The organism is Mesorhizobium sp. ESP-6-2, from assembly GCF_020164675.1.
Taxonomy (GTDB): Bacteria; Pseudomonadota; Alphaproteobacteria; order Rhizobiales; family Rhizobiaceae; genus Mesorhizobium.
In genome coordinates, this window is the sequence record NZ_JAIUGT010000006.1 from 71,922 (window position 1) to 95,056 (window position 23,135).

The 23,135-nt window shown below is 62.9% G+C and carries 21 protein-coding genes; 17 read left to right on the plus strand and 4 right to left on the minus strand.

The genetic code is table 11. The annotated features are described in order from the left end of the window. Positions 1 to 82 precede the first annotated feature (82 nt). The 7 genes from LB532_RS17310 (at position 83) to LB532_RS17340 (ending at position 6,714) form a co-directional block, all read left to right on the plus strand. Positions 83 to 976: a carbohydrate ABC transporter permease gene (locus LB532_RS17310; protein WP_140549468.1), complete on the plus strand. Its 894-nt coding sequence runs from the start codon at positions 83 to 85 to the stop codon at positions 974 to 976. Further along, positions 969 to 1,904 (plus strand): carbohydrate ABC transporter permease, encoded by a 936-nt coding sequence (locus tag LB532_RS17315; protein WP_140640482.1) that lies wholly within the window; start codon positions 969 to 971, stop codon positions 1,902 to 1,904. The genes LB532_RS17310 and LB532_RS17315 overlap by 8 nt, the downstream gene beginning before the upstream one ends. After that, entirely contained in the window at positions 1,904 to 3,004 is a 1,101-nt protein-coding gene (locus LB532_RS17320; RefSeq protein ID WP_181169394.1) for an ABC transporter ATP-binding protein, read from the plus strand. Before LB532_RS17315 ends, LB532_RS17320 begins: the two co-directional genes overlap by 1 nt. A gap of 38 nt (positions 3,005 to 3,042) precedes the next feature. Continuing rightward, the gene (locus LB532_RS17325; RefSeq protein ID WP_140640484.1) at positions 3,043 to 3,789 is read left to right on the plus strand and encodes a sugar phosphate isomerase/epimerase family protein; all 747 of its coding nucleotides are present in this window, start codon (positions 3,043 to 3,045) and stop codon (positions 3,787 to 3,789) included. 11 nt (positions 3,790 to 3,800) lie between these two features. Beyond that, positions 3,801 to 4,943, plus strand: a complete 1,143-nt coding sequence (locus LB532_RS17330) for a Gfo/Idh/MocA family protein (RefSeq protein ID WP_140640486.1) — start codon at positions 3,801 to 3,803, stop codon at positions 4,941 to 4,943. A gap of 134 nt (positions 4,944 to 5,077) precedes the next feature. Then, on the plus strand, positions 5,078 to 6,124 hold the full coding sequence (gene mgrA / locus LB532_RS17335) for an L-glyceraldehyde 3-phosphate reductase (protein ID WP_140640488.1): 1,047 nt from the start codon (positions 5,078 to 5,080) through the stop codon (positions 6,122 to 6,124). 185 nt (positions 6,125 to 6,309) lie between these two features. Next, complete coding sequence (locus LB532_RS17340) at positions 6,310 to 6,714, plus strand: Fur family transcriptional regulator (RefSeq protein ID WP_140549472.1); 405 nt, start codon at positions 6,310 to 6,312, stop codon at positions 6,712 to 6,714. 48 nt (positions 6,715 to 6,762) lie between these two features. Here LB532_RS17340 and polA read toward each other — a convergent pair whose 3' ends face one another. After that, complete coding sequence (gene polA, locus LB532_RS17345) at positions 6,763 to 9,714, minus strand: DNA polymerase I (protein ID WP_181169398.1); 2,952 nt, start codon at positions 9,712 to 9,714, stop codon at positions 6,763 to 6,765. 475 nt (positions 9,715 to 10,189) lie between these two features. On the opposite strand from polA, the gene LB532_RS17350 reads away from it, so the two are divergent. The 8 genes from LB532_RS17350 to LB532_RS17385 all read left to right on the plus strand — a co-directional run bounded on the left by LB532_RS17350 (position 10,190) and on the right by LB532_RS17385 (position 17,698). Further along, on the plus strand, positions 10,190 to 11,572 hold the full coding sequence (locus LB532_RS17350; RefSeq protein ID WP_140640492.1) for a M20/M25/M40 family metallo-hydrolase: 1,383 nt from the start codon (positions 10,190 to 10,192) through the stop codon (positions 11,570 to 11,572). Positions 11,573 to 11,713: 141 nt separating this feature from the next. Further along, positions 11,714 to 12,334 (plus strand): ribonuclease D, encoded by a 621-nt coding sequence (locus tag LB532_RS17355; protein ID WP_140640494.1) that lies wholly within the window; start codon positions 11,714 to 11,716, stop codon positions 12,332 to 12,334. An 83-nt stretch (positions 12,335 to 12,417) separates the two neighbouring features. Beyond that, a complete protein-coding gene (locus LB532_RS17360) occupies positions 12,418 to 12,621 on the plus strand; it encodes a hypothetical protein (protein ID WP_140640496.1) in 204 nt (67 codons plus the stop codon). A 107-nt stretch (positions 12,622 to 12,728) separates the two neighbouring features. Beyond that, complete coding sequence (locus LB532_RS17365; RefSeq protein WP_140549477.1) at positions 12,729 to 12,983, plus strand: GlsB/YeaQ/YmgE family stress response membrane protein; 255 nt, start codon at positions 12,729 to 12,731, stop codon at positions 12,981 to 12,983. Positions 12,984 to 13,006: 23 nt separating this feature from the next. After that, positions 13,007 to 13,153: a hypothetical protein gene (locus tag LB532_RS17370; protein WP_140640498.1), complete on the plus strand. Its 147-nt coding sequence runs from the start codon at positions 13,007 to 13,009 to the stop codon at positions 13,151 to 13,153. A 186-nt stretch (positions 13,154 to 13,339) separates the two neighbouring features. Next, complete coding sequence (locus LB532_RS17375; RefSeq protein ID WP_140640500.1) at positions 13,340 to 14,416, plus strand: type I restriction enzyme HsdR N-terminal domain-containing protein; 1,077 nt, start codon at positions 13,340 to 13,342, stop codon at positions 14,414 to 14,416. Between the two features lie 217 nt (positions 14,417 to 14,633). After that, a complete protein-coding gene (locus tag LB532_RS17380; RefSeq protein WP_140640502.1) occupies positions 14,634 to 16,895 on the plus strand; it encodes a transglycosylase domain-containing protein in 2,262 nt (753 codons plus the stop codon). 50 nt (positions 16,896 to 16,945) lie between these two features. Then, positions 16,946 to 17,698, plus strand: coding sequence for an SDR family NAD(P)-dependent oxidoreductase (locus tag LB532_RS17385; RefSeq protein WP_140500256.1), 753 nt, complete (start codon positions 16,946 to 16,948; stop codon positions 17,696 to 17,698). Positions 17,699 to 17,725: 27 nt separating this feature from the next. Here LB532_RS17385 and LB532_RS17390 read toward each other — a convergent pair whose 3' ends face one another. Further along, positions 17,726 to 18,646 (minus strand): zinc-binding dehydrogenase, encoded by a 921-nt coding sequence (locus tag LB532_RS17390; RefSeq protein WP_140640504.1) that lies wholly within the window; start codon positions 18,644 to 18,646, stop codon positions 17,726 to 17,728. 140 nt (positions 18,647 to 18,786) lie between these two features. Between LB532_RS17390 and LB532_RS17395 the strand changes: the two genes are divergently transcribed. Further along, the gene (locus LB532_RS17395; RefSeq protein WP_140640506.1) at positions 18,787 to 19,596 is read left to right on the plus strand and encodes an AraC family transcriptional regulator; all 810 of its coding nucleotides are present in this window, start codon (positions 18,787 to 18,789) and stop codon (positions 19,594 to 19,596) included. 90 nt (positions 19,597 to 19,686) lie between these two features. Continuing rightward, positions 19,687 to 20,124, plus strand: a complete 438-nt coding sequence (locus tag LB532_RS17400; RefSeq protein WP_140640508.1) for a VOC family protein — start codon at positions 19,687 to 19,689, stop codon at positions 20,122 to 20,124. Between the two features lie 135 nt (positions 20,125 to 20,259). Here LB532_RS17400 and LB532_RS17405 read toward each other — a convergent pair whose 3' ends face one another. Together LB532_RS17405 and LB532_RS17410 are read right to left on the minus strand one after the other, a co-directional pair. Next, a complete protein-coding gene (locus LB532_RS17405; protein WP_140640510.1) occupies positions 20,260 to 22,044 on the minus strand; it encodes a cation:proton antiporter in 1,785 nt (594 codons plus the stop codon). A gap of 214 nt (positions 22,045 to 22,258) precedes the next feature. Then, positions 22,259 to 22,708 (minus strand): host attachment protein, encoded by a 450-nt coding sequence (locus LB532_RS17410; RefSeq protein WP_140640512.1) that lies wholly within the window; start codon positions 22,706 to 22,708, stop codon positions 22,259 to 22,261. Positions 22,709 to 23,135 lie beyond the last annotated feature (427 nt).

Consider the following 23,135-nt stretch of genomic DNA (forward strand, 5'->3'; position numbering starts at 1 on the left):
CCTCGCTCCCGGCCACCCCTCAGGGCCGGGAACGAGGGGTACTGACCTTGTCGCCCTTTCCCGATCCAGCATGGCTGCACCGATGAGCAAGAGCGAACGCCCGAGCCAACTCTTCCGCAACCTCAATGCGAAGGTTGCCTCGATCCCGATGATCCTCACCGCGCTGGTGGTGTTCGTCGGCGGCACAGCCTGGACGGTGCTTTATTCCTTCACGAATTCGAAGCTTCTGCCGCGGCTGCATTTCGTCGGGCTCGACCAGTACTACCGGCTGTGGGCGACGCCGCGCTGGCTGGTCTCGATCGAGAATCTCTTGATCTACGGCGTGCTGTCGCTCGTCTTCTCGCTGGCAATCGGCTTCCTGCTTGCGGCACTGCTCGACCAGAAGATCCGTTTCGAGGACACGTTCCGCACCATCTTTCTCTATCCCTTCGCGCTTTCCTTCATCGTCACCGGCCTCGTCTGGCAATGGCTGCTCAATCCCGATTTCGGCATTCAGGGCGTGGTTCGCGACCTCGGCTGGACAAGCTTCAATTTCGATCCGCTCTACAATTCGAGCATCGTTATCTACGGCATATTGATCGCCGCGCTATGGCAAGGCACCGGGCTGATCATGTGCCTGATGCTGGCCGGCCTGCGCGGCATCGACGAGGACATCTGGAAGGCCGCTCGGGTGGACGGCATTCCCACCTGGAAGACCTATCTCTTCATCATCATCCCGATGATGCGGCCGGTCTTCATCACCACGCTGGTGATCATCGCGTCGGGCATCGTCAAGGTCTACGACCTCGTCGTCGCGCAGACCAGCGGCGGGCCGGGCATTTCCTCTGAAGTGCCAGCCAAATACGTCTACGACTACATGTTCTTCGCCCAGAACCTCGGCCAGGGTTTTGCCGCCTCGACCATGATGCTCTTGTCGGTGATGATCGTCATCGTGCCGTGGGCCTATCTCGAATTCGGAGGCCGCAAGCGTGTCTGATCATGCCGTCTCCCTAGCCCCATTCCAAGCCGCCATCCGCGCCGATGCCTCGGGACCGAGCGGACCGAAGCCCCGGCACATGTTCTCGCGCCGCAACATCTTCCTGTACGGCACGCTCATCGTGGTGGCGCTCTATTACCTGCTGCCGCTCTATGTGATGGTTGTCACCTCGCTCAAGGGCATGCCGGAAATTCGTCTCGGCAACATCTTCTCGCCGCCGGTCGAGATCACGTTCGAGCCCTGGGTCAAGGCATGGTCGCAGGCTTGCACCGGTCTCAACTGCGACGGTCTCTCTCGCGGCTTCTGGAACTCGGTGCGCATCACCGTGCCCTCGGTGATCCTGTCGATTGCAATCGCTTCGGTGAACGGCTACGCGCTCGCCAACTGGCGCTTCAAGGGCGCCGACACGTTCTTCGTCATCCTGATCGTCGGCGCCTTCATCCCCTATCAGGTGATGATCTATCCGATCGTCATCATCCTGCGCGAAATCGGCCTCTATGGCAGCCTGAGCGGCCTGGTGATCGTGCATTCCATTTTCGGCATGCCGATCCTGACGCTCTTGTTCCGCAACTATTTCACCTCCATGCCGGAGGAGCTGTTCCGGGCGGCGCGCGTCGATGGCGCCGGCTTCTGGGGCATCTATCTGCGCATCATGCTGCCGATGTCGCTGCCGATCTTCGTCGTCGCCGTCATCCTGCAGGTGACCGGCATCTGGAACGACTTCCTGTTCGGCGTCGTCTATACGCGCCCCGACACCTATCCGATGACGGTGCAGCTCAACAACATCGTCAACTCGGTGCAGGGGGTGAAGGAATACAACGTCAACATGGCCGCCACCATCCTGACCGGGCTGGTGCCGCTGATCGTCTACTTCATTTCCGGCAAATTGTTCGTGCGCGGCATTGCCGCCGGCGCGGTGAAAGGGTGATGTCGATGGCGGCAAACGGCACCAGCGTTTCGATCCAGGACCTGTCGCTGAACTTCGGCTTGGTCTCGGTGCTGCAGACGCTCAACCTCGACGTCGCCGAGGGCGAGTTCATCGTGCTGCTCGGACCCTCGGGCTGCGGCAAGTCGACCTTGCTCAACTGCATCGCCGGACTGCTCGACATTTCCGACGGCCGCATCTTCATCAAGGGCAAGAACGTCACCTGGGAAGAGCCCAAGGACCGCGGCATCGGCATGGTGTTCCAGTCCTACGCGCTCTATCCTCAGATGACGGTGGAAAAGAATTTGTCCTTCGGGCTGCGCGTCGCCGGCGTGCCCAAGGACGAGATCGCGAAGCGCATCGCGCGCGCCGCCGAGATCCTGCAGATCGAGCCGCTGTTGCAGCGCAAGCCCGCGGCGCTCTCCGGCGGCCAGCGTCAGCGCGTGGCGATCGGGCGCGCGCTGGTGCGCGACGTCGACGTGTTCCTGTTCGACGAGCCGCTGTCGAACCTGGACGCCAAGCTGCGCTCCGAACTGCGCGTCGAGATCAAGCTTTTGCACCGCAAGTTGCAGAATACCATGATCTACGTCACCCATGACCAGATCGAGGCGATGACGCTGGCCGACCGTATCGCGGTCATGCGCGGCGGCGTCATCCAGCAGCTCGACGCGCCCCAGACCATTTATAACAAACCGGTCAACCGCTTCGTCGCCGGCTTCCTCGGTTCGCCGGCGATGAACTTCATCGACGGCAGGCTCGAGAAAGACGCCGGCGACTGGTTTTTCGTGGCCGATAATCTCAAGGTTCCGCTCGGCACCTATCAATTCGACAAGCAACCGGACGCCGGCCCTGCCGTGTTCGGCATCAGGCCCGAGCATGTCAGCCTGAACAGCGGCACGGGCTGGCCGTTCTCGACGGCGGCCAATGTCCAGGTGGTCGAACCGATGGGCTCCGACACGCTGGTGTGGCTGAAGCTTGCACAGCAGAATTTCAGCGTCCGGGTGACGTCCGAACGCACGCCCAAGAACGATGAGGCGGTGACGGTGGGCTTCGACCCGATGCGCGCCTCGCTCTTCGACGCCCAAACCGGCAGCCGCATCTAACGCCCGATAACCATCCCCAAGCAGAACGGACAAAGACGATGAACTGGTCATTCCAACTTTACAGTGCGCGCAATTTCCAGCCCTGGGAAGGCGTGCTCGAGATGCTCGGCAAGCTCGGCTACACAGAGGTCGAAGGCTTCGGCGGCGTCTATGACGATCCCAAGGCCTTCCGGGCCGAACTCGACAAAAACGGCCTTGCCATGCCGACCGGGCATTTTTCGATCGACGCACTGGAGAAGGATTTCGACGGCGTGCGCACGATAGCCGAAGCGCTCGGCATCGAGCTTTTGATCTGCCCCTACCTCATGCCCGATGCCAGACCGTCGGACGCTTCCGGCTGGCGCGGCTTCGGCGAGCGCCTGGCCAAGGTCGGCGAGACGGCGAAAAAGGCCGGCTACGGCTTTGCCTGGCACAATCATGATTTCGAGTTCAAGAAACTCGCCGACGGCTCGCTGCCACAGGATCACATCCTGGCTTCCGCGCCCGACATCGGCTGGGAGATGGATGTCGCCTGGGTGGTGCGCGGCGGCGCCGATCCGCTGCCCTGGGTCGAAAAGCATGGCAAGCGCATCGTGGCGGTTCATGTCAAGGACATGGCGAAACCGGGCGAAGGGCTGGACGAGGACGGTTGGTCCGATGTCGGCCACGGCACGATCGACTGGGCTGGCCTGATCAAGGCGCTGCGGGCCAAGAGCGCGGCCAAATACTTCGTCATGGAACAGGACAATCCCAATGACATCGAGCGCTTCGCCCGTCGTTCGATCGCAACCGTAAAGGCCTATTAGGAACAAGCATCATGGCAAACAAACTTGGCGTCGGCGTCATCGGCTGCGGCAACATCTCGAAGGCATATTTCTCGCTGGCGCCGCTATTTCGCGGCATCAAGATGCGGGCTTGCGCCGATATCAACATGGACGCCGCGAAAGCGCGGGCGAAGGAGTTCAAGCTGCGCGCCGAGACGGTCGAGGACCTGCTCAAGGCCGACGACATCGATATCGTCGTCAACCTGACCATTCCGGCCGTGCACTACGAAGTGTCGAAACAGGTGCTCGACGCGGGCAAGCATGTCTATTCGGAAAAGCCGTTCGTGCTTTCGGTCAAGGAAGGGCTCGACCTGAAGAAGCGGGCGGAGAAGAAGGGACTTCGCATCGGCTCGGCACCCGACACCTTCTTCGGCGGCGCGCATCAGCTGGTGCGCAACCTGATCGACACCGGCAAGCTCGGCAGGATCACCAGCGGCACCTGCCATGTCATGGGGCACGGCATGGAGCACTGGCACCCCAATCCGGACTTCTTCTTCCAGCCGGGCGCCGGCCCGGTGCTCGACATCGGGCCGTACTACATCACCAATCTGATCCAGCTGATCGGACCGGTGAAACAGGTGGCGGCCTTCGCCACAACCCCGGCCAAGGAGCGCACGATCAGTTCGAAACCGCGCGCGGGTGAAAGGATCCCGGTCAACACGCCGACCACCATCCACGGCCTGCTGGAGTTCGAGAACGGGGCCGTGATCACGCTCAACACCAGCTGGGACGTCTGGAGCCACGGCCACGCGCCGATGGAGCTCTATGGCGAGATGGGCAGCGTGTTCGTGCCGGACCCGAACTTCTTCGGCGGCGAGGTGCGCTTCACCGAGGCGGCCAAGCCCGTGAAGAAGCTGCCGAAATGGCAGCATCCGTTCGGCGTGCCCAATGAGATGCATTCGCAGGGCATGATGGCCAATTATCGCACCGCAGGCCTGGCCGACATGGCAATCGCGATCTCTGAGGGAAGGCCGCACCGCTGCTCGATGGAGCTGGCGCTGCACGCCGTCGACGTCATGACGGGGATCCTGCGCTCGGGCGAAACCGGCAAGTTCGTCGCCATGCAGACCACCTGCGAACGTCCAGCCGCGCTCGGCATCAAGGAAGCCAAGGCGCTGATGGCGAAGAAGAGCTAGATCCCGGATTATCGATAATTTTGATGAACCCTCTCCCCGTTTTCGCCGGGAGAGGGTAAGGGTTGGGGCGCTGGGCCTACGCGTCGCGTTCGCGATGACAGTGTCCAATCCATCCAGCTTCGAGGATTTTCCCCATGCCCTATGTCGCCGCCGAAAACCGCTATGAAAAAATGGTCTATAACCGCTGCGGGCGGTCCGGCCTGAAACTGCCGGCGATCTCGCTGGGGCTGTGGCACAATTTCGGCAACGACACGCCGCACAGGACCAAGCAGGCGATCGTGCGCAAGGCTTTCGACCTCGGCATCACGCATTTCGACCTCGCCAACAATTATGGGCCGCCGCCCGGCTCGGCCGAGATTGCTTTCGGCGAGATACTGCGCACCGACTTCGCCGCCTATCGCGACGAACTCATCATTTCGACCAAGGCCGGCTACGAGATGTGGGAGGGCCCCTATGGCCAATGGGGCGGACGCAAATATTTGCTGGCCAGCCTTGACCAGAGCCTGAAGCGGATGGGGCTCGACTATGTCGACATCTTCTATTCGCACCGCTTCGATCCGGATACGCCGCTGGAGGAAACGATGGGTGCGCTCGACCATGCGGTGCGCTCGGGCAAGGCGCTCTATGTCGGCATCTCATCCTACAATTCGCAGCGCACGCGCGAGGCGGCCGATATACTGAAGCGGCTCGGCACGCCTTGCGTAATCCATCAGCCGAGCTATTCGATGCTCAACCGCTGGGTCGAGGACGATGGCCTGCTCGATACGCTCGATGGGCTGGGCGTCGGCTCGATCGTGTTCTCGCCGCTGGCACAGGGCATGCTGACCGACAAATATCTCGGCGGCATCCCCCAGGGCAGCCGTGCCTCCCAGGGCAAGTCGCTGCGGCCGGCCTTCATCAACGACAAGACCATCGCCAACATACAGGCGTTGAATGCGATCGCGGGCCGCCGCGGCCAGACGCTGGCGCAGATGGCGCTGGCGTGGGTGTTGCGCAAAGGCAAGGTGACATCGGCGTTGATCGGCGCCAGCCGGCCGGAGCAGGTGGAGGACTGCGTCGGCGCGCTGGAGGCGCCCGATTTCAGCGACGCCGAGCTTGCCGAGATCGACAATTACGCGCGCGAGTCCGACATCAATCTGTGGGCCGCCTCAGCCGAGCGCAACGGCCCGCCAAGGAAGTAGGCATGGAAGCCGGCAAAACAACAACGGCAGGAGCCCTCCCGCCGTTGTCGTTTGCGCAATGTCGCGTCAGCGCGGTTCAACAGAAGAGTAGCAAAGACGGCGGTTCGTCGCTATCTGAATGGGCAGCGGGCCGTTTGCGTGTTGAAACGACCAGCATGTGACGCAAGACAGGTCGGAAACGGATCATGGCGGCAAGGGATGTGCTGACGAAGAACCAGTTGTGCGTGCTCGAGAAACTCGAGGCCGCCAGCGGGCCGCTCAGCGCCTACACCTTGCTCGACCAGCTGCGGGAGCGGGGTTTCCGCGCGCCGCTGCAGGTCTACCGCGCACTCGACACGCTGGTGAAGTCCGGCTTCGTGCATCGGCTGGAAAGCCTCAATTCCTTCGTCGCCTGCGTCGAGCCGCACGACCACAGCCATTCGATGACCGCTTTCGCCATCTGCGACACATGTGGCCAGGTGACCGAAATGTCCGACCATGATGTCGGCCACCGGCTGGACGAATGGGTGCGCTCCTCAGGTTTTGCCGCCAAGAAGGCGGTGATCGAGTTCCGTGGGACCTGTGCCAAGTGCTTGTCGGAAGCTGCCTGACGCGTTCTCGCAATCCGAAATATTCGCTCCACGACGACCAAGTCCACGCTAATGCGCCTCGTCCCAATTGTCAGCGGCGCGCGCATCGACATGCAGCGGCACCGACATCGACACGGCCGGCATGGCAGCATTCTCCATGACATGGCGCACGACGGGAATCGTCGCCTCGACTTCCGCCTCGATCGTCTCGAAGATCAGTTCGTCATGCACCTGCAAGAGCATGCGGGCCGAAAGCCTGGCCTTCTCCAGCGCCTCGTCCATGCGCACCATGGCGCGGCGGATGATGTCGGCGGCGGTGCCTTGCAGGCGCGCGTTGATCGAGGCGCGCTCGTTGAAGGCGCGGATCGAGGGATTGGAGGACCGGATCTCGGGGTAGTGGATGCGGCGGCCGAAGATGGTTTCGACGAAACCGTGCTCGCGGGCATAAGCCTTGGTCTCTTCGATATAGTCTCGGATGCCGGGGAAGCGCTCGAAATACTTCTTGATGTAGTTGCTGGCCTCCTCGCGCGGAATCGACAGCTGGTTGGCGAGGCCGAAGGCCGAGATGCCGTAGATGATGCCGAAGTTGATCGCCTTGGCGCGGCGGCGCACCTCCGAAGGCATGCCCTCCACGGGCACGTTGAACATTTCCGAAGCGGTGATGGCGTGGATGTCGGCGCCGTCGGCGAAGGCCTGCCGCAATTGCGGGATTTCGGCGACATGGGCGAGCACGCGCAATTCGATCTGGCTGTAGTCGGCCGAAACCAGGCGGTTGCCCCTGTCGGCGATGAAGGCCGTTCTGATCCTGCGCCCCTCGGCGGTGCGCACCGGGATGTTCTGCAGGTTCGGTTCGGAGGACGATAGCCGCCCCGTTGTCGTCGCGGCCAGCGCATAGGAGGTGTGGACCCGCTTGGTGTCCGGATTGACGAAGCCCGGCAGCGCATCGGTGTAGGTCGATTTCAGCTTGGTCAGCTGGCGCCAGTCAACGATCTTGCGCGGCAGTTCGTGGCCTTCGGCGGCGAGGTCTTCCAGAAGCTGCGCCGAGGTCGACCATTGGCCGGTCTTGGTCTTGGAGCCGCCGGGCAGGCCCATGCGGCCGAACAGGATATCGCCGAGCTGCTTGGGCGAGCCGATGTTGATGCGCTCGCCGACGAGCTGGTAGATTTCTTCCTCGAGCCGGGCCGCGCCCTGCGCCAGTTCGCCCGACAGCCGCGACAGGATCTGCCGGTCGACCGAGATGCCGCGCTGTTCCATGCGCGCCAGCACCGGCACCAGCGGCCGTTCCAGCCGCTCATAGACAGACACCAGGCCCTTGGCGGCGAGCCGCGGCTTCAGCACCTGCCAGAGCCTGAGCGTCACATCGGCGTCCTCGGCCGCATGGGCGGTCGCCTTGTCGATGTCGACCTGGTCGAAGCCGACGGAATTTTTCCCGGAGCCGGTCACGTCCTTGAGCTGAAGCGGACTATGGCCCAGCCATTTCTCGGCAAGCGCGTCCATGCCGTGGCCATGCGAGGTGCCGGCATCGAGCACGTAGGAGATCAGCATGGTATCGTCGAAGGGGCCGACGTCGATGCCGTAGCGGCTCATGATGACGAGATCGTATTTCAGGTTCTGCGCGATCTTGAGGACAGACTTGTCCTCGAGCAGCGGTTTCAGCACGGCCAGCGCCTCCCGCAGCGGGATCTGGTTGTCGATCGGACCACCGCCGAGCAGGTCGCCATTTCCGCTCCTGTGGGCGAACGGCACATAGGCGGCGCGACCCGGCGCCGTCGCCAGCGACAAGCCGATCAGTTCGGCCTGCATCGGATCGGGCGACGTCGCGCGGGCATCGAAGGCGACGATGCCGGTCTCCAGCGCCTCGGCGACCCAGGCCTTCAGGCTGGCGATGTCGCGGACGCACTGATAGGCCGAAATGTCGATCTTGCGGGCGGTGGCGGCCTCCAGGCGAAGCGCCGACAAAAGCGAGGGGGTGTTGCCTTCCTTCGTGCCGCCGCCTGCGGCCGGGACCGTCTCGCCGTCCTGCTCCGCCTCGGCGCTGGGGGCGACCGGCGCGCCGGCGCCGACATCAGGTCCATGCGCGGAGTCGGCGCGTTCGACCGTCACCGCGACCGCCTGCACGTCGCTTGCCTCGGTTCCCGTCGTTTCCGCCACGCGGCGGGTCAGCGAGGAGAATTCCATGGTCTTGAGGAAGCCGATCAGTTTCGGTCCGTCCGGCGCGTGCAGGACGAATTCGTCCAGCCCCTCGGCCACCGGCACATCGTTCTTCAACGTCACCAGCTGGCGCGAGATGCGCGCCTTGTCGGCATTGGCGATGATGGATTCGCGTCGTTTCTCCTGCTTGATCTCGCCGGCGCGGTCAAGCAACCCGTCGAGATCGCCGAACTGTTCGAGCAATTGCGCCGCGGTCTTCGGTCCGATGCCCGGCACGCCGGGAACATTGTCAACGGAATCGCCGGTCAATGCCTGCAGGTCGATCATCTTCTCCGGCGGCACGCCCCATTTCTCGATGACCTCGGGAATGCCGATCTGGCGATCCTTCATCGGATCGTACATGCTCACCGTCGGGCCGACCAACTGCATCAGGTCCTTGTCGGAGGAGATGATGGTGGTGTCGCCGCCGGCCTCGCAAGCCAGCCGGCAATAGGTGGCGATGAGGTCGTCGGCCTCGAACCCTTCCATCTCGAGGCAGGGCAGGTTGAACGCCCTGGTCGCCTGGCGGATGAGGCCGAATTGCGGGATCAGGTCTTCCGGCGGCGCCGAACGGTTGGCCTTGTACTCCGGATAGAGATCGTTGCGGAACGTCTTCGACGAATAGTCGAAAATGACCGCGAAATGCGTCGGCACGATGCCGACATCGGTGTTGCGGGCATCCTGCATCAACTTCCACAACATGTTGCAGAAGCCGGACACGGCGCCGACCGGCAGGCCGTCGGACTTGCGGGTCAGCGGCGGCAGCGCGTGATAGGCACGGAAGATGTAGCCGGAGCCGTCGACAAGAAAGAGATGATCGCCTTTTTTCATGCCGGCAGGGATAGCGCGGCGCGGCGGCTTGGTCCATGCCAAAGGCACCGCTTCCAGCAACACCCTGACAGGCAGGCGACAGGTTGGTTGGAAAGAGGTGAAATCGGCATTATTTTCGCACGCAGGACTGCCTGGCTCCGCCTGTCCAACGGCTGCTCACGGCCATGTTACAAAAGTGTAATATTCGTGCCCTTGAATCGCCACGTTCGATGACACAGATAAATGTCATCGGCAATTTTCGCCGACGTCCGGAGCAAGGCCCGTCCCCCGCCTATCCCGGACACCTGCGGCAGCCTATCCCCCCTCTCCGGGCTGCCGCATCGTTTCGAGTAGAAGGGCCGCCGTGGTTCCCCCTCCACCACGGCGGTCTTTTTTGTTCGAACACGCGCTTGGAGCCCGTGGTCCAATGGTCCCGGGCTTTTCGTTTGTCCGCTCTGCCTTTACGGTTCCGGCACTGAATCGAAAGGCTTGCCAAATGTCAGTTTCCCCCGTCCTCGACCGTCTCGACAAGAATCTCGACCAGAGCCTGGAGCGCCTGTTCGGCCTGCTCCGGATCAAGTCGGTCTCCACCGATCCGGCCTATGCCGCCGACTGCCGCAAGGCGGCCGAATGGCTGATGGGAGAACTCAAGGTGATCGGCTTCGACGCCAGCGTGCGCGATACGCCAGGCCACCCGATGGTGGTTGCGCATCATGACGGGCCGGCCGGTTCGCCGCATGTGCTGTTCTACGGCCACTATGACGTACAGCCGGTCGATCCGATCGACCTTTGGGAAAACGACCCGTTTGCGCCGGCGATCAAGGAGATCGGACCCGGCCACAAGGTGATCACCGGGCGCGGATCGGCCGACGACAAGGGTCAGTTGATGACCTTCGTCGAGGCTTGCCGGGCCTGGAAGCAGGTGCATGGCAATCTGCCATGCCGTATCACCATCCTGTTCGAGGGCGAGGAGGAGTCGGGCTCGCCGTCGCTGAAGCCGTTCCTCGAAGCCAATGCCGATGAACTCAAGGCCGACTTCGCGCTGGTTTGCGATACCAGCATGTGGGACCGCGATACGCCGTCTATCTGCGTGGGGCTGCGCGGGCTGGTGGGCGAGGAGATCACCGTCAAGGCCGCCGACCGCGACCTGCATTCCGGCCTCTATGGCGGCGCCGCCGCCAACCCGATCCGCATCCTGGCCAAGGTGCTGGCCGACATTCACGACAAGGACGGCCATATCACCATCCCGGGCTTCTATGACGGCGTCGAGGAAACGCCATCGCAGATCCTGAAATCATGGGAAACGCTGGGCGAAACGGCCGAGACGTTCCTTGGCCCCGTCGGCCTGTCGATCCCGTCGGGCGAAAACGGCCGCTCGCTGCTGGAACTCACCTGGGCACGGCCGACGGCCGAGTTCAACGGCATCACCGGCGGCTACACCGGCAAGGGCTTCAAGACGGTGATCGCGGCGCAGGCCTCTGCGAAAGTATCTTTCCGCCTCGTCCACAAGCAGGATCCCGGGAAGATCCGCGCCGCCTTCCAGCAATTCGTCAAGGAGCGCATTCCGGCCGACTGTTCGGTCGAATTCCACTCGCATGGCGGCTCGCCGGCGATCCAGCTCTCCTACGACTCGCCGTTCCTGGCCAAGGCCAAGACGGCGCTGTCGGACGAATGGCCGAAGCCGGCGGTGACGATCGGCAGCGGCGGCTCGATCCCCGTGGTTGGCGACTTCCAGACCTATCTAGGCATGGAATCGCTGCTGGTCGGTTTCGGCCTCGACGACGACCGCATCCACTCGCCCAACGAAAAGTATGAGTTGAGTTCCTTCCACAAGGGCCAGCGCTCCTGGGCGCGCATCCTGGACGCGCTGACGCGCTGAGCCGGGAAATCACGAAAGGCGGGGAAATCAAGTTTATGTTGATTTTTCCGCCGATCACGGCAAGGACGGGTTGCCAGCGCAACGTGCTGGAGCGCGCGCGTCCGCTTCTGGGATGCGTGCAAGGCGCGACCGGAGAAGACGATGAGCGACATCCGTTTCCACAGACACGATCTGCCCGACCTGTCCCGCTACAATGTCGGAGCGGTTGCCATCGATACGGAAACGCTGGGCCTGAACCCGCACCGCGACCGGCTGTGCGTGGTGCAGATCTCGCCGGGCGACGGCAGCGCCGACGTCATCCAGATCGCGCCGGGCCAAAAGGAAGCGCCGAACCTTGTGAAGCTCTTGGGAAACCACAGCGTGACCAAGCTGTTCCACTATGGGCGCTTCGACCTTGCCGTGCTCTACCATGCGTTCGGGGTGATGCCCGAGCCGGTGTTCTGCACCAAGATCGCCTCGCGGCTGACCCGCACCTACACCGACCGGCATGGGCTGAAGGACATCTGCTTCGAGCTTCTGGGCGTCGGCCTGTCCAAGGCGCAGCAATCGTCCGACTGGGCGGCTGAAACGCTGTCGCCCGAACAACTCGAATACGCCGCGTCCGACGTGCTCTATCTGCACCGGCTGCGCGACGTGCTGGCGTCGCGGCTTGCGCGCGAGGATCGCACGAAGGAGGCCGACGCCTGTTTCCGCTTCCTGCCGACACGCGCCAAGCTTGACCTCATGGGCTGGGACGAAGAGGATATTTTCGCTCATAGCTGACGGCGTCGCGGCGCCCTGCCGCCGATGGCCGTCCGGGACAGATGCCGGCCGTCGCGTTCCGTCGGCTCGAAAAGAGGGATGACATGGCCGACAGGAAGCCCATATCGACCGCGCCCACCGACGGTTCCAAGGTCACCGTGACCTGGAAGGACAGCGACGGCGTGCTCAACGAATCCATCGCCCAATACCGAGACGGCGGCTGGTGGGTCTACATCGACAGCAGCACGCAGAAGAAGGTCGAGCCGACCAGCTGGCGGCCCGCCGCGAGCGACGACGGCGACCCATGACCAGGCCGCTGGCGAGGCCGGCCGCTTTCGCATAGCGTGAAGCCGTTGATTGAGGCCGATTCGGAGCCTCCGCTCCGCGCTCGCCCTCTTGCTTGGAGGAAGTCCCTATGGGTGTCGAAAGCCTGCTCGTCTTCATCATCATCGGTGCCGTCGCCGGCTGGCTCGCCGGTCTCATCGTCTCCGGTTTCGGCTTCGGCCTGATCGGCAACATCATCGTCGGCATCATCGGCGCGTTCATCGCCGGCTGGCTTTTCCCGCGGATCGGTTTCTCCATCGGTGGCGGCATTCTCGCCTCGATCATCCACGCCACCATCGGCGCCATCATCCTGCTGGTGCTGGTCAGGGTCCTGAAGCGAGCCTAAGGCCCGGCACAGAGGAGCGCGCCATGAAACAGAATCCGCTCTATCTCGTCATTGGCGCGCTCGTCGTCGTGGTCATCGCGCTCGGCATCTTTGTCTATCGCGAACAGACCAAGCCGAAAGGCGTGGAGCTCAAGATCGACGACAAGGGCATCTCGATCCAGCAGAACTGAACGAAGCCCTCGCCATGCTGTCACGGGAGGGCCGCCGGAACACCCCTAGTTGTTCCTGGCCTCGGTTTCAAAAAATGCATGGCAAAATCTGAGCCCGTAGCGACAGCCCGTCTAAAGCTCGATCGTTTGCCATCTTGCGTCTTTATTATTTTTGCGTGATCCTCCTTGAATATTTGGGAGGGGACAATGAGCGTTGAAGAAAAACTGCGTGTACTGGCGGACCGGATCAGGACCCATTCGAGCGCAATGCTCACAGAGGAAGCACTTAAAACGGCAATTATCCTGCCATTCTTATCTGCCCTCGATTATGATGTGTTCAATCCGGACGAGGTAATCCCTGAATTTTGCGCAGATGCTGTTGGGAAAAAAGGGGAAAAAGTCGACTATGCAATCAAGTTAGACGGAGAGATCCGGATACTTATTGAATGCAAACCTATATCTATGGCGCTTGAAAAGGTGCATTTAGCTCAGCTCTATCGCTACTTTTCAGTGACGAACGCAAAATTTGCAATTCTCACAAACGGTCGAACGTTCCATTTTCATACCGATTTGGTTGCGCCCAATCGCCTCGATGATCGACCGTTCCTCACCTTCGACTTGTCCGACATGCAGGGGCAGCTCGTTACCGAGCTAAAAAAATTCGCCAAAGCTGAATTCAATATCGACGGGATTCTTCAGTCGGCACATAGGCTGAAATACACGTCTGCGATCAAGAAAGAGATCGCGAACGTCATGGAGAACCCTCCCGAGGACTTTGTTCGGATGGTGACGGGGGGACTCTATCAGGGTCGCTTTACGAGCCAGGTGAAAGAACAGTTCACACCTATGGTGAAGGCCGCGTTTCGTGAAATTGTGAGGGAGTCTGTTCAGTCAAGATTGTCAACGGCGTTAGCGGAAACGGAAGTTTCCGAGATCGGCGTCGAGGGAGAAGAGACCGAGGAGGTCGTTACAACGGAGGAGGAGCGCGAGGGGTTCATGATCATAAGAGCGATCGTGCGAGACACCTTGAAGCCTGCCCGTGTAGTGATGAGGGATCAGAAAAGCTATTGCGGCATCTTGATCGATAATAACAATCGTAAACCACTCGCGCGGTTGTGGTTCAATCGCTCCATAAGGTATCTTGGACTCTTTGATGGTGAAAAAGAGAATAAAGTCAAGATCGACACACTTGACGAGATCTATGATTATTCAGATCGCCTGAGGGCTACCGCGAAGGAATACACGGCTCCTGTACATATTTTGGCGCCGACAGTTATTTCGTAGAGATAGTACAGGGGGCCGCTCTGAAAAAACTATGCCGAGGGTCGTGGTTCGACAAGTCTGCCGAATGTGGGCGTGCAATGTGACAGGCACTGCGTGGGAGAGCTCTCGCCACCCGATATGGCATTTGCGCAGAAGCGGGTGACTTAACCCGCCTTTAAACCGCCGCATCTACTCTGCAACCCGAACGCCATAGGCATCGGGATATCAAGCGCAGCGCATGGCGAACCGCAGAGACAGCCGCATCGAACCCAGTTTCGAGGGACCGCCACAAGCGAGATCCCAGACAGGTCTTTCGGTGAGCGAGGAGGACCGCGTCGTGCCCAGCAACCGCAAAGCCTCCGCCAAACGCAAATCGCCGAAGGCAAAGTCGTCGCGTGCCAGGCGCGGCCGAAGCCGGCGCGGCCTGTTCGGCGTGCTCGGCCGGCTGGTCTACTGGTGCTTCGTGCTGGCCATCTGGGGCGGCATCGCCGTGGCCGGCGTCGTCGTCTACTACGGCGCCAAAATGCCGGCGGCAACAACCTGGTCGATCCCCGATCGCGCGCCCAATATCAAGATCGTCTCCGCCGATGGCCAACTGCTCGGCAATCGCGGCATGAGCGGCGGCGAGGCGGTCGGCCTGCACGAAATGTCGCCCTACATCCCCGAGGCGGTCATCGCCATCGAGGATCGCCGCTTCTATTCGCATTTCGGGGTCGACCCGATCGGCCTGTCGCGCGCCATGGTCGCCAACCTCGCCGGCGGGCATTTCTCGCAAGGCGGTTCGACGCTGACGCAGCAACTGGCCAAGAACCTGTTCCTGACGCCGGACCGCACGCTGGAGCGCAAAGTGCAGGAGGTGCTGCTGGCGCTGTGGCTGGAGCACAAGCACACCAAGGACCAGATCCTCGAAATGTACCTCAACCGGGTCTATTTCGGCTCCGGCGCCTATGGCGTCGAAGCGGCCTCGCGCCGTTATTTCGGCAAGAGCGCGCGCGACGTCACCTTGTCGGAGGCGGCGCTGCTTGCCGGTCTCCTGAAGGCGCCGTCGCGGCTGTCGCCGGCACGCGATCCCAAGGCCGCCGAGGAACGCGCGCAGCTGGTGCTCGCCGCCATGCGCGACGAGGGCAAGATCAGCGCCAAGGAGCTGACCACGGCGATGAGCGCGCCGGCGACGCGCGCGCCGTCCTACTGGACAGGCTCGGAAAACTACGTCGCCGACACCATCATGGAAGAACTGCCCGATCTGATCGGCGACGTGCGCGGCGACATCGTCATCGATTCCACCGTCGACCTGAACCTGCAGAAGCTCGCGGAACAATCGATCCGCCGGCTGATCGACGAAAGCGGCAAGAAGCTCAACGTCACCCAGGGCGCGCTGGTGTCGATCGACGATTCAGGTGCGGTGCGCGCCATGGTCGGCGGCTACGATTATTCGACCAGCCAGTTCGACCGCGCCTCGGAAGCGCGCCGGCAGCCCGGTTCGGCGTTCAAGCCGTTCGTCTACATGGCCGCCCTCGAGGCCGGCCGCACGCCCGACAGCGTGCGTAACGATGCGCCGATCAAGATCGGCAAATGGACACCCGACAATTACGGCGGCAAGTATTTCGGCAAGGTGACGCTGGCCACCGCGCTGGCGAAGTCGCTGAACTCGGTGGCGGCCCAGCTGACCATGGAGGTCGGACCGGACGCAGTGGTCGAGGCGGCGCATCGCATGGGCATCCAGTCCGATTTGCAAGCCAACACCTCGATCGCGCTCGGCACGTCCGAGGTGACGCCGCTGGAGCTGACCTCGGCCTATGTGCCTTTCGCCAATGGCGGCTACAAGCCGGATATCCATTTCATCCGCCGCGTGACATCAGCCGACGGCAAGGTGCTGTACGACGCCGGCAGCGGCAGCGCGCCACGCGTGGTGAAGCCCGAGATCGTCGGCATGATGAACTCGATGATGACCGGGACGGTGGAGATCGGCACGGCCAGGAAGGCGGCCTTTACCTGGCCGTCGGCCGGCAAGACCGGCACCAGCCAGAATTCGCGCGACGCCTGGTTCGTCGGCTACACCGCCAATCTCACCACCGGCGTATGGTTCGGCAATGACGACGGCAGCCCGATGAAGAAGGTCACCGGCGGCGCGCTGCCGGCGCAGGCATGGCACGAGTTCATGGTCGCCGCGCATGAGGGCGTGCCCGTGCGGCCGCTGCCTGGCACCTGGAAGTCGACGCCGGCCGATAGGATCGTGCCGGACGAAATCCCGTCGGCCGAGGCGACGCAGCCGGCTCCGAAGCCGCAAGCGCCTGTCGGCCAGTCGCCCGCTGCCGTCGCGGCGCAGCCAGCGCCGGTCCGCGCGCCCCGCCCGGCCCAGACGGTCGACGCCGACGGTTTCGATATGCCGGGCGACTCCGGAACCACCGCGTCGGTCGGACATCCGGTGCCGCCGGGCAGTGTCGGCGGTCCGCTCAAGAAGCGGCAGACCTCGATCCTCGACATTCTCGGCGGCGGCTAGCGGCAACTCGCCTCTCGCCAGCGCCACACCGTTCGGCTACACCTCCCGACATGGCAGAGATCGACACCAGGAAGACCATTGTGCTGACCGGCGCCAGCCGTGGCATCGGCCATGCCACGGTCAAGCGTTTCTCGCGCGAGGGTTGGCGCGTCATCACCTGCTCGCGCCAGGCATTTGCCGAGGATTGCCCGTGGCCGGCCGGGCCTGAGGACCACATCAAGGTCGATCTCGCCGACCAGGAGGATGTCGGCATCGCCGTCTCCGAAATCCGCCACCGGCTCGAGGCGCATGGCGGCCAGCTGCACGCGCTGGTCAACAATGCCGGCATTTCGCCGAAGCTCAAGGACGGCAACAGCCGCATGAACTCCATCGACACGCCGATGCATGTCTGGCGCGACGTGTTCCAGGTCAATTTCTTCGCGCCGATCATGCTGGCGCGCGGCCTGTTCAAGGAACTGGCATCGGCGAAAGGGTCGATCGTCAACGTCACCTCGATCGCCGGCACCCGGGTGCATCCCTTCGCCGGCACCGCCTATGCGACATCGAAGGCGGCGCTCGGCTCGCTGACGCGCGAGATGGCGCATGATTTCGGCCCGCACGGCATCCGCGTCAACGCCATTGCGCCGGGCGAAATCGATACCGCGATTCTCTCGCCGGGCACGGACAAGATCGTCGAGACCATTCCGCTCAGGCGGCTGGGTACCACGGCCGAGGTCGCCGACATCATCTTCTTCCTGTGCTCCGGGCAGGCGTCTTATGTGACCGGCTCGGAAATCCACATCAATGGCGGCCAGCACGTGTGAGCGGACTGGTCTCAGGCTAGGGATCGTTCATCCGGTCATGGTGAGAACGGCCTTGCCGCTGAAGCTGCGCTGTCGCAGCGCGTCCAGGGCTTGGGCGATGTCGGTCCATGGCATGGTCAGGGCGACGCGGGTTTCCAGCCGGCCGGCCGCAACGAGAGCGAGCAGCGAGGCGATGTCCGAGCCAATGCCCGCGCCAGACGTGTAGTAGGCGAAAGTCTGAAGCCTCGCCCCCTCGTGACCCGGAACGAACTGGCGGAAGCCAATTGGCGTGAGTTCGCCACTGCTCGAGCCGAACATGACGATCGTCCCGCCAGGCGCGACGCGTTCGATCGCGTGGGCAAGGCTTTGGCCGCCGACCGACTCGGTGATCAGGGAAAACGGCCCCTCAGCCAGTTCGATCGCCTCGACGACCTGCCCGGCACCCAGGCGGCGGAGATCCTCGCCATGCCGGGCGGCCGCGACCGCGGTCACGCTCGCGCCCTGTTCGCGCGCGATCTGGATCTGGAAACGGCCGACCGCACCGCTTGCGCCGGTGATCAGGACCCGCTGGCCGGCAAGGTCGCCGCCATGGCGCAAAGTCCTGAGCGCTGTGGTGCCCGCGACCGGAAGCGTGGCCGCGGAAACGAAACTGACGTCATCCGGCAGGACGGCGAGGCGGTCGGTCGAAACCGCGACGCGTTCGGCCCAGCCCGCCTGGTCCACCAGAGCCGCGACCCGGGCGCCCACGGGTGGCCCGGAGCCGTCGGCCGCTGGCCGTTCGACGATCCCGACGATGTCCTGGCCGGGTATCCAGCCGTCCGGGCGTATGGTGAGCAGGCGCAATTCGCCGCGATTCAACGAAGTTGCATGGACCGACACAAGCGCCTCGTTTGCGAGAGGCCGAGGGTCCTCGACCTCGGCAAGCGTCAGTCCGGTGGGGCTGTCGGAAGACATGACTAGGGCGCGCATGGACGTACCTTCCTGCTGGTTGTGGGCGCAAAGCGCGGTGGCATCCTGATCAACCGGTGCATGGGCAAGCTGGAACCTATCGACTTCCCAACTTGAGGAATTTAGCTATCATGGCGTTTAATCGCTAAAAGCCGTCAATCATGAGACAACCTCTTCGCTACCCATGGCTCGATTTCAATGTGGATGACGTCCTCGCACCGGCAATCGCCGTGCGCGTCGACGTTACCGAAACCAGGGCCGAAGTACCCTCCCATCGGCATCGCAAAGGCCAACTCGTCTTCGCGCTCGGCGGTGGCGTCACATGCCGCGTCCCGAGCGGCATGTGGATGGTGCCGCCGCATTGCGGGGTGTGGATTCCCGGCGACATGGAGCACAGCAATATCGCGACCGCCAACGCCCGGATCTTCTTCGTCTATATCGAGCCGGGAGCCACCGAATTGCCGGACCGGTGCTGCACCCTTTCGGTCTCGCCGCTGCTGCGCGAACTGATCATCGAACTGTCCGATGGCCTGGGGGATGATGAAGCGCGGGATGCGCTTTTGATCAGGACGCTGCTTGCCGAGCTGCCGCGCATGCCTGTCCAGCGGCTGCATCTGCCAATCCCATCCGAGCCGCGATTGAGGCGGATCGCCGAAGCGTTGGCGCAGGACCCCGCCGACCGCAGCACATTGTCGGAATGGGCCAGCCGGGTTGCGCTCAGCGAGAGCAGTCTCGCCCGTCTCGTCGTGAAGGAGACCGGCTTAAGCTTCGGACGCTGGCGCCAGCAGTTGCATCTGATCGTCGCAATCAGGGAACTGGCCTCCGGTGCGAGCGTGCAGCAGGTCTCCGGCGATCTCGGCTATGATTCCGTCACCGCCTTCATCACCATGTTCAAGAAGGCGCTTGGCAAGCCGCCGGCAAAATACCTCGGCAGCGTCGCGCAAAATGGCGGCTCTGCCTTTGTGGCGTGATCAACCTGGCTGCAGGCGGAGCACCTCGAGCATCCATTGTTAGACCAGGCGACGCCTTGTAGATTCGAACGACACCTTGGAGACTGAAACATGGCGCTCAAGCGGATGGACAACGTAGGAATCGTCGTCGAAGACCTCGGAGAGGCGATTGATTTCTTTCGCGAACTCGGCCTCGAGCTTGAAGGACGGGCCACGATCGAAGGAGAATGGGCCGGCCGTGTCACCGGACTGGGCGATCAGCATGTCGAGATTGCCATGATGCGTACATCGGACGGCCACAGCCGGCTCGAGCTCTCCCGCTTCCTCATGCCGCCTGTCGTCGCCGATCACCGGAACGCCCCGGTCAACGCCCTAGGCTACCTCCGCGTCATGTTCACCGTGGACGACATAGACGAGACGCTTGAGAGGCTCCGCACGCGCGGCGCGCAGCTCGTAGGCGAAGTAGTCCAGTATAAAGACGTGTATCGGCTCTGCTACATCCGTGGGCCTGAGGGGTTGCTCATCGGACTCGCCCAAGAACTCGGTTGAGTGCGATACGAAGACAAATGACAGGAGTGACCGATGTCAGCGGGCGCGTCCAAGGCCGCCCACCTGTCCAAGGTCCAGACCTCCACGGTCGGCCGCGTTCTCGCTAGGTACGGATGGGGTCCGTGCAGGATCGGCTCAGGCGGCGGACGGTTCAGCCGCCCGCGGCTTGTCACCAAGCACCTCTTCCACGATGCCGCGCGCGATCTCGCGTTCGCCCATGATCACCGTATCGGCGCCGAGCCCCTTGAGATGCTCGACCTCGGCATCGGAATGGGCGCGGGCGACGACGTTGATGGCGGGGTTGGCGGCGCGCGCACGCAGCACGATCTGACCGGCCTCGAAGGCATTGGGGATGGCCAGGATCAGCCGTTTTGCGCCTTCGGGATTGGCGGCTGCAAACACTTCGGCATTGGCGGCGTTGCCGGCCACGGTCTCGATGCCCTCGGCCTTGAGCTTCACCAGTGTCTTGTCGGCATCCTCGACCACCAGGAAGGGCAGGGCGGCTTCCTTCAACGCAGCGCCGACGAGACTGCCGACACGGCCGTAGCCGATCAGGATCGCGTGGCCGCTGAGGGCTGTTCTTGGCGGCGGTCCATCTTCCTGCTTCGCCGCCGAGGCGACTGAAGCCACCTGGCCGGGCGCCGTCGCCGGGCCGACCGGTTTGGGCTCCACAGGCGGCGCCGTCCTGGCGGCGCGGGCCTCGAGCCATGGCTTCATCCAGTCGATGACCAGGAACATCACCGGGTTGAGCACGATCGACAGGATGGCGCCCGCCAGGATGAGGTCGCGCCCCTGTTCGGGCAGCAGTTTCAGCCCGACGCCGAGTTCGGCCAGGATGAAGGAGAACTCGCCGATCTGGGCAAGGCTCGCCGAAATCATCAGCGCCGTCGCCAGGGGATAACCGAAGGCGACGACGATGAGGAAGGCCGCCAGCGACTTGCCGACGACGATGATGGCGAGCGTCGCCAGGATCGGCAAGCCGTTGCTGAACAGGCTGAACGGGTCGAACAGCATGCCGACCGAGACGAAGAACAGCACCGAGAAGGCATCGCGCAGCGGAAGCGATTCCTCCGCAGCGCGGTGGCTGAGTTCGGATTCACTCATGATCATGCCGGCGAAGAAAGCGCCCAGTGCCAGCGAGACGCCGAACAGCTTGGCCGCGCCGAAAGCGACGCCAAGCGCTATCGCCAGCACCGAAAGCCGAAACAGCTCGCGCGAGCCGGTATGGGCGACATAGTGCAGGATCCAGGGAATGACGCGACGGCCGACCACCAGCATGACGATGACGAAGGCTGCGACCTTGGCCAGCGTGATGCCGACGACGCCCCAGATTCCGTAGCTCGCGGGCAGGGACAACAGGCCGCTCGCATGGGCATCCGCCTGCTCCTGGCCGCCAAGCACGCCGGCAAGCGCTGGCAAAAGCACCAGCGCCAGCACCATGGCCAGGTCCTCGACGATCAGCCAGCCGACGGCAATGCGACCGCGCTCGGTCTCGATCAGTCGACGCTCCTGCAGGGCGCGCAGCAGCACCACGGTCGAGGCCACCGACAGCGCCAGGCCGAAGACCAGCCCTGCTCCCGCCGACCAGCCGAGCATCCAGGAAAGCCCCGCGCCGAGTGCCGTGGCAAAGCCGATCTGGACGATGGCGCCGGGCACGGCGATGGCGCGGACCGACAGGAGATCCTTCAGCGAAAAATGCAGGCCGACGCCGAACATCAACAGAATGACGCCGATTTCGGCGAGCTCATTGGCAAGGCCGGCGTCAGCGACGAAACCGGGCGTGTTCGGCCCGACCAGCACGCCGGCCACGAGATAGCCGACCAGCGGCGGAATGCGGAAGCGGTTGGCGAGAGCGCCGAAGACGAAAGCGAGCCCCAGACCGGCTACGATGGTGGCGATAAGGGGAGTGTCATGCGGCATTGTCTATGGAGCGCCTTTCAAGCCAGCGATGCAGGATATGCGCCGCCCGAAGCCGCCGCTTGTTTGCAATATGGTGGATTGAGTGTCGGCCATGCAACCCCACAAACCGGGAATTGCCGGTGACGCTACAAATACCTCGCCGGTGGGCAAGCAAGCCGGAATTCGAGATCAGCCGAAATCCTGCGCCGCAATGGCGGCGCTCGATAGCCAACGATCAAGCTGCCCGCAACAGAGCCTCGATCTCGAATACCGCGTGGTTGGTCAGCGTCTTGGGAATTTCCGCGCTGACCTTGTCGCTGACTTCCTTGTGCAAGGCCTTGCGCATCGCGCCGAGCACGAGCGGCGGCGCGATGAGGATGATTTCATCAAAAGAGCCTTGATGAGCCAGCTTGTAGAGCCGTTCGGCGAGTTCGTCGGCAAAGCGCTCCTTGCCGATCCGATGCCAATCCGTCTCCTCAACCGCGCTGCGGTGGACAGAGGGACCGTCATTGTAGCGGCCGGGACTGTCGCTGCCTTGCTCGCGCGTTGGCGGGTTGTCCTGTCTCATTTCCTGCACCACTTCGAGGTTCGGAAATTTGGTGTCACCTGCATTTCTGAGGAAGAGCGCTTTTTCTCCGTCGGCTACCATGATCCAGATGCCGTGCTTCAACTTGATCGCGCTCATGACGCCGGGCTCCTTCCTTCGCTGCCGCCACGCTTGGCTTCACGCCGCGGCCAGATATGATTTTGCATTGCGCATGCGGAAGGAACGCGCCTCGATCCGGTAATGTTCCAGCCAAAAAGCCAGGTCATACAGGCGCTCCGTCGGGGCGGAGACGCGCGCACGACCGCCGGGCAGCTTTAATCTACTAAATTAGTAGAATTTAGAAAAAACTGTTTCGTCATGAAGCGCGTTCGGCCCAAAAAGAGGAGAAATCAAGGCCCGCGACCAGCGGCTTGACGCCGGTCTCCGCAGCAAGGTGGAATATTTTTCTCTTGGCCGCAGCCCTTTAGAAAAAGCGATTGCATCCCGGGAGGTGATGCGCGAGTGGGTTTCTTCAGCTTTTTCGCGCCCACGCGTAGAAGTGAAGACCAGATCAGGATTCCGTTCG

Excerpts from the sequence above, each read along its gene's own strand:
- LB532_RS17310 (WP_140549468.1), top strand. The coding sequence starts at position 83 with ATGAGCAAGAGCGAACGCCCGAGCCAACTCTTCCGCAACCTCAATGCG.
- LB532_RS17320 (WP_181169394.1), top strand. The coding sequence starts at position 1,904 with ATGTCGATGGCGGCAAACGGCACCAGCGTTTCGATCCAGGACCTGTCG.
- LB532_RS17325 (WP_140640484.1), top strand. The coding sequence starts at position 3,043 with ATGAACTGGTCATTCCAACTTTACAGTGCGCGCAATTTCCAGCCCTGG.
- LB532_RS17330 (WP_140640486.1), top strand. The coding sequence starts at position 3,801 with ATGGCAAACAAACTTGGCGTCGGCGTCATCGGCTGCGGCAACATCTCG.
- mgrA (WP_140640488.1), top strand. The coding sequence starts at position 5,078 with ATGCCCTATGTCGCCGCCGAAAACCGCTATGAAAAAATGGTCTATAAC.
- LB532_RS17340 (WP_140549472.1), top strand. The coding sequence starts at position 6,310 with ATGGCGGCAAGGGATGTGCTGACGAAGAACCAGTTGTGCGTGCTCGAG.
- polA (WP_181169398.1), bottom strand. The coding sequence starts at position 9,714 with ATGAAAAAAGGCGATCATCTCTTTCTTGTCGACGGCTCCGGCTACATC.
- LB532_RS17350 (WP_140640492.1), top strand. The coding sequence starts at position 10,190 with ATGTCAGTTTCCCCCGTCCTCGACCGTCTCGACAAGAATCTCGACCAG.
- LB532_RS17355 (WP_140640494.1), top strand. The coding sequence starts at position 11,714 with ATGAGCGACATCCGTTTCCACAGACACGATCTGCCCGACCTGTCCCGC.
- LB532_RS17360 (WP_140640496.1), top strand. The coding sequence starts at position 12,418 with ATGGCCGACAGGAAGCCCATATCGACCGCGCCCACCGACGGTTCCAAG.
- LB532_RS17365 (WP_140549477.1), top strand. The coding sequence starts at position 12,729 with ATGGGTGTCGAAAGCCTGCTCGTCTTCATCATCATCGGTGCCGTCGCC.
- LB532_RS17370 (WP_140640498.1), top strand. The coding sequence starts at position 13,007 with ATGAAACAGAATCCGCTCTATCTCGTCATTGGCGCGCTCGTCGTCGTG.
- LB532_RS17375 (WP_140640500.1), top strand. The coding sequence starts at position 13,340 with ATGAGCGTTGAAGAAAAACTGCGTGTACTGGCGGACCGGATCAGGACC.
- LB532_RS17380 (WP_140640502.1), top strand. The coding sequence starts at position 14,634 with ATGGCGAACCGCAGAGACAGCCGCATCGAACCCAGTTTCGAGGGACCG.
- LB532_RS17385 (WP_140500256.1), top strand. The coding sequence starts at position 16,946 with ATGGCAGAGATCGACACCAGGAAGACCATTGTGCTGACCGGCGCCAGC.
- LB532_RS17390 (WP_140640504.1), bottom strand. The coding sequence starts at position 18,646 with ATGCGCGCCCTAGTCATGTCTTCCGACAGCCCCACCGGACTGACGCTT.
- LB532_RS17395 (WP_140640506.1), top strand. The coding sequence starts at position 18,787 with ATGAGACAACCTCTTCGCTACCCATGGCTCGATTTCAATGTGGATGAC.
- LB532_RS17400 (WP_140640508.1), top strand. The coding sequence starts at position 19,687 with ATGGCGCTCAAGCGGATGGACAACGTAGGAATCGTCGTCGAAGACCTC.
- LB532_RS17405 (WP_140640510.1), bottom strand. The coding sequence starts at position 22,044 with ATGCCGCATGACACTCCCCTTATCGCCACCATCGTAGCCGGTCTGGGG.
- LB532_RS17410 (WP_140640512.1), bottom strand. The coding sequence starts at position 22,708 with ATGAGCGCGATCAAGTTGAAGCACGGCATCTGGATCATGGTAGCCGAC.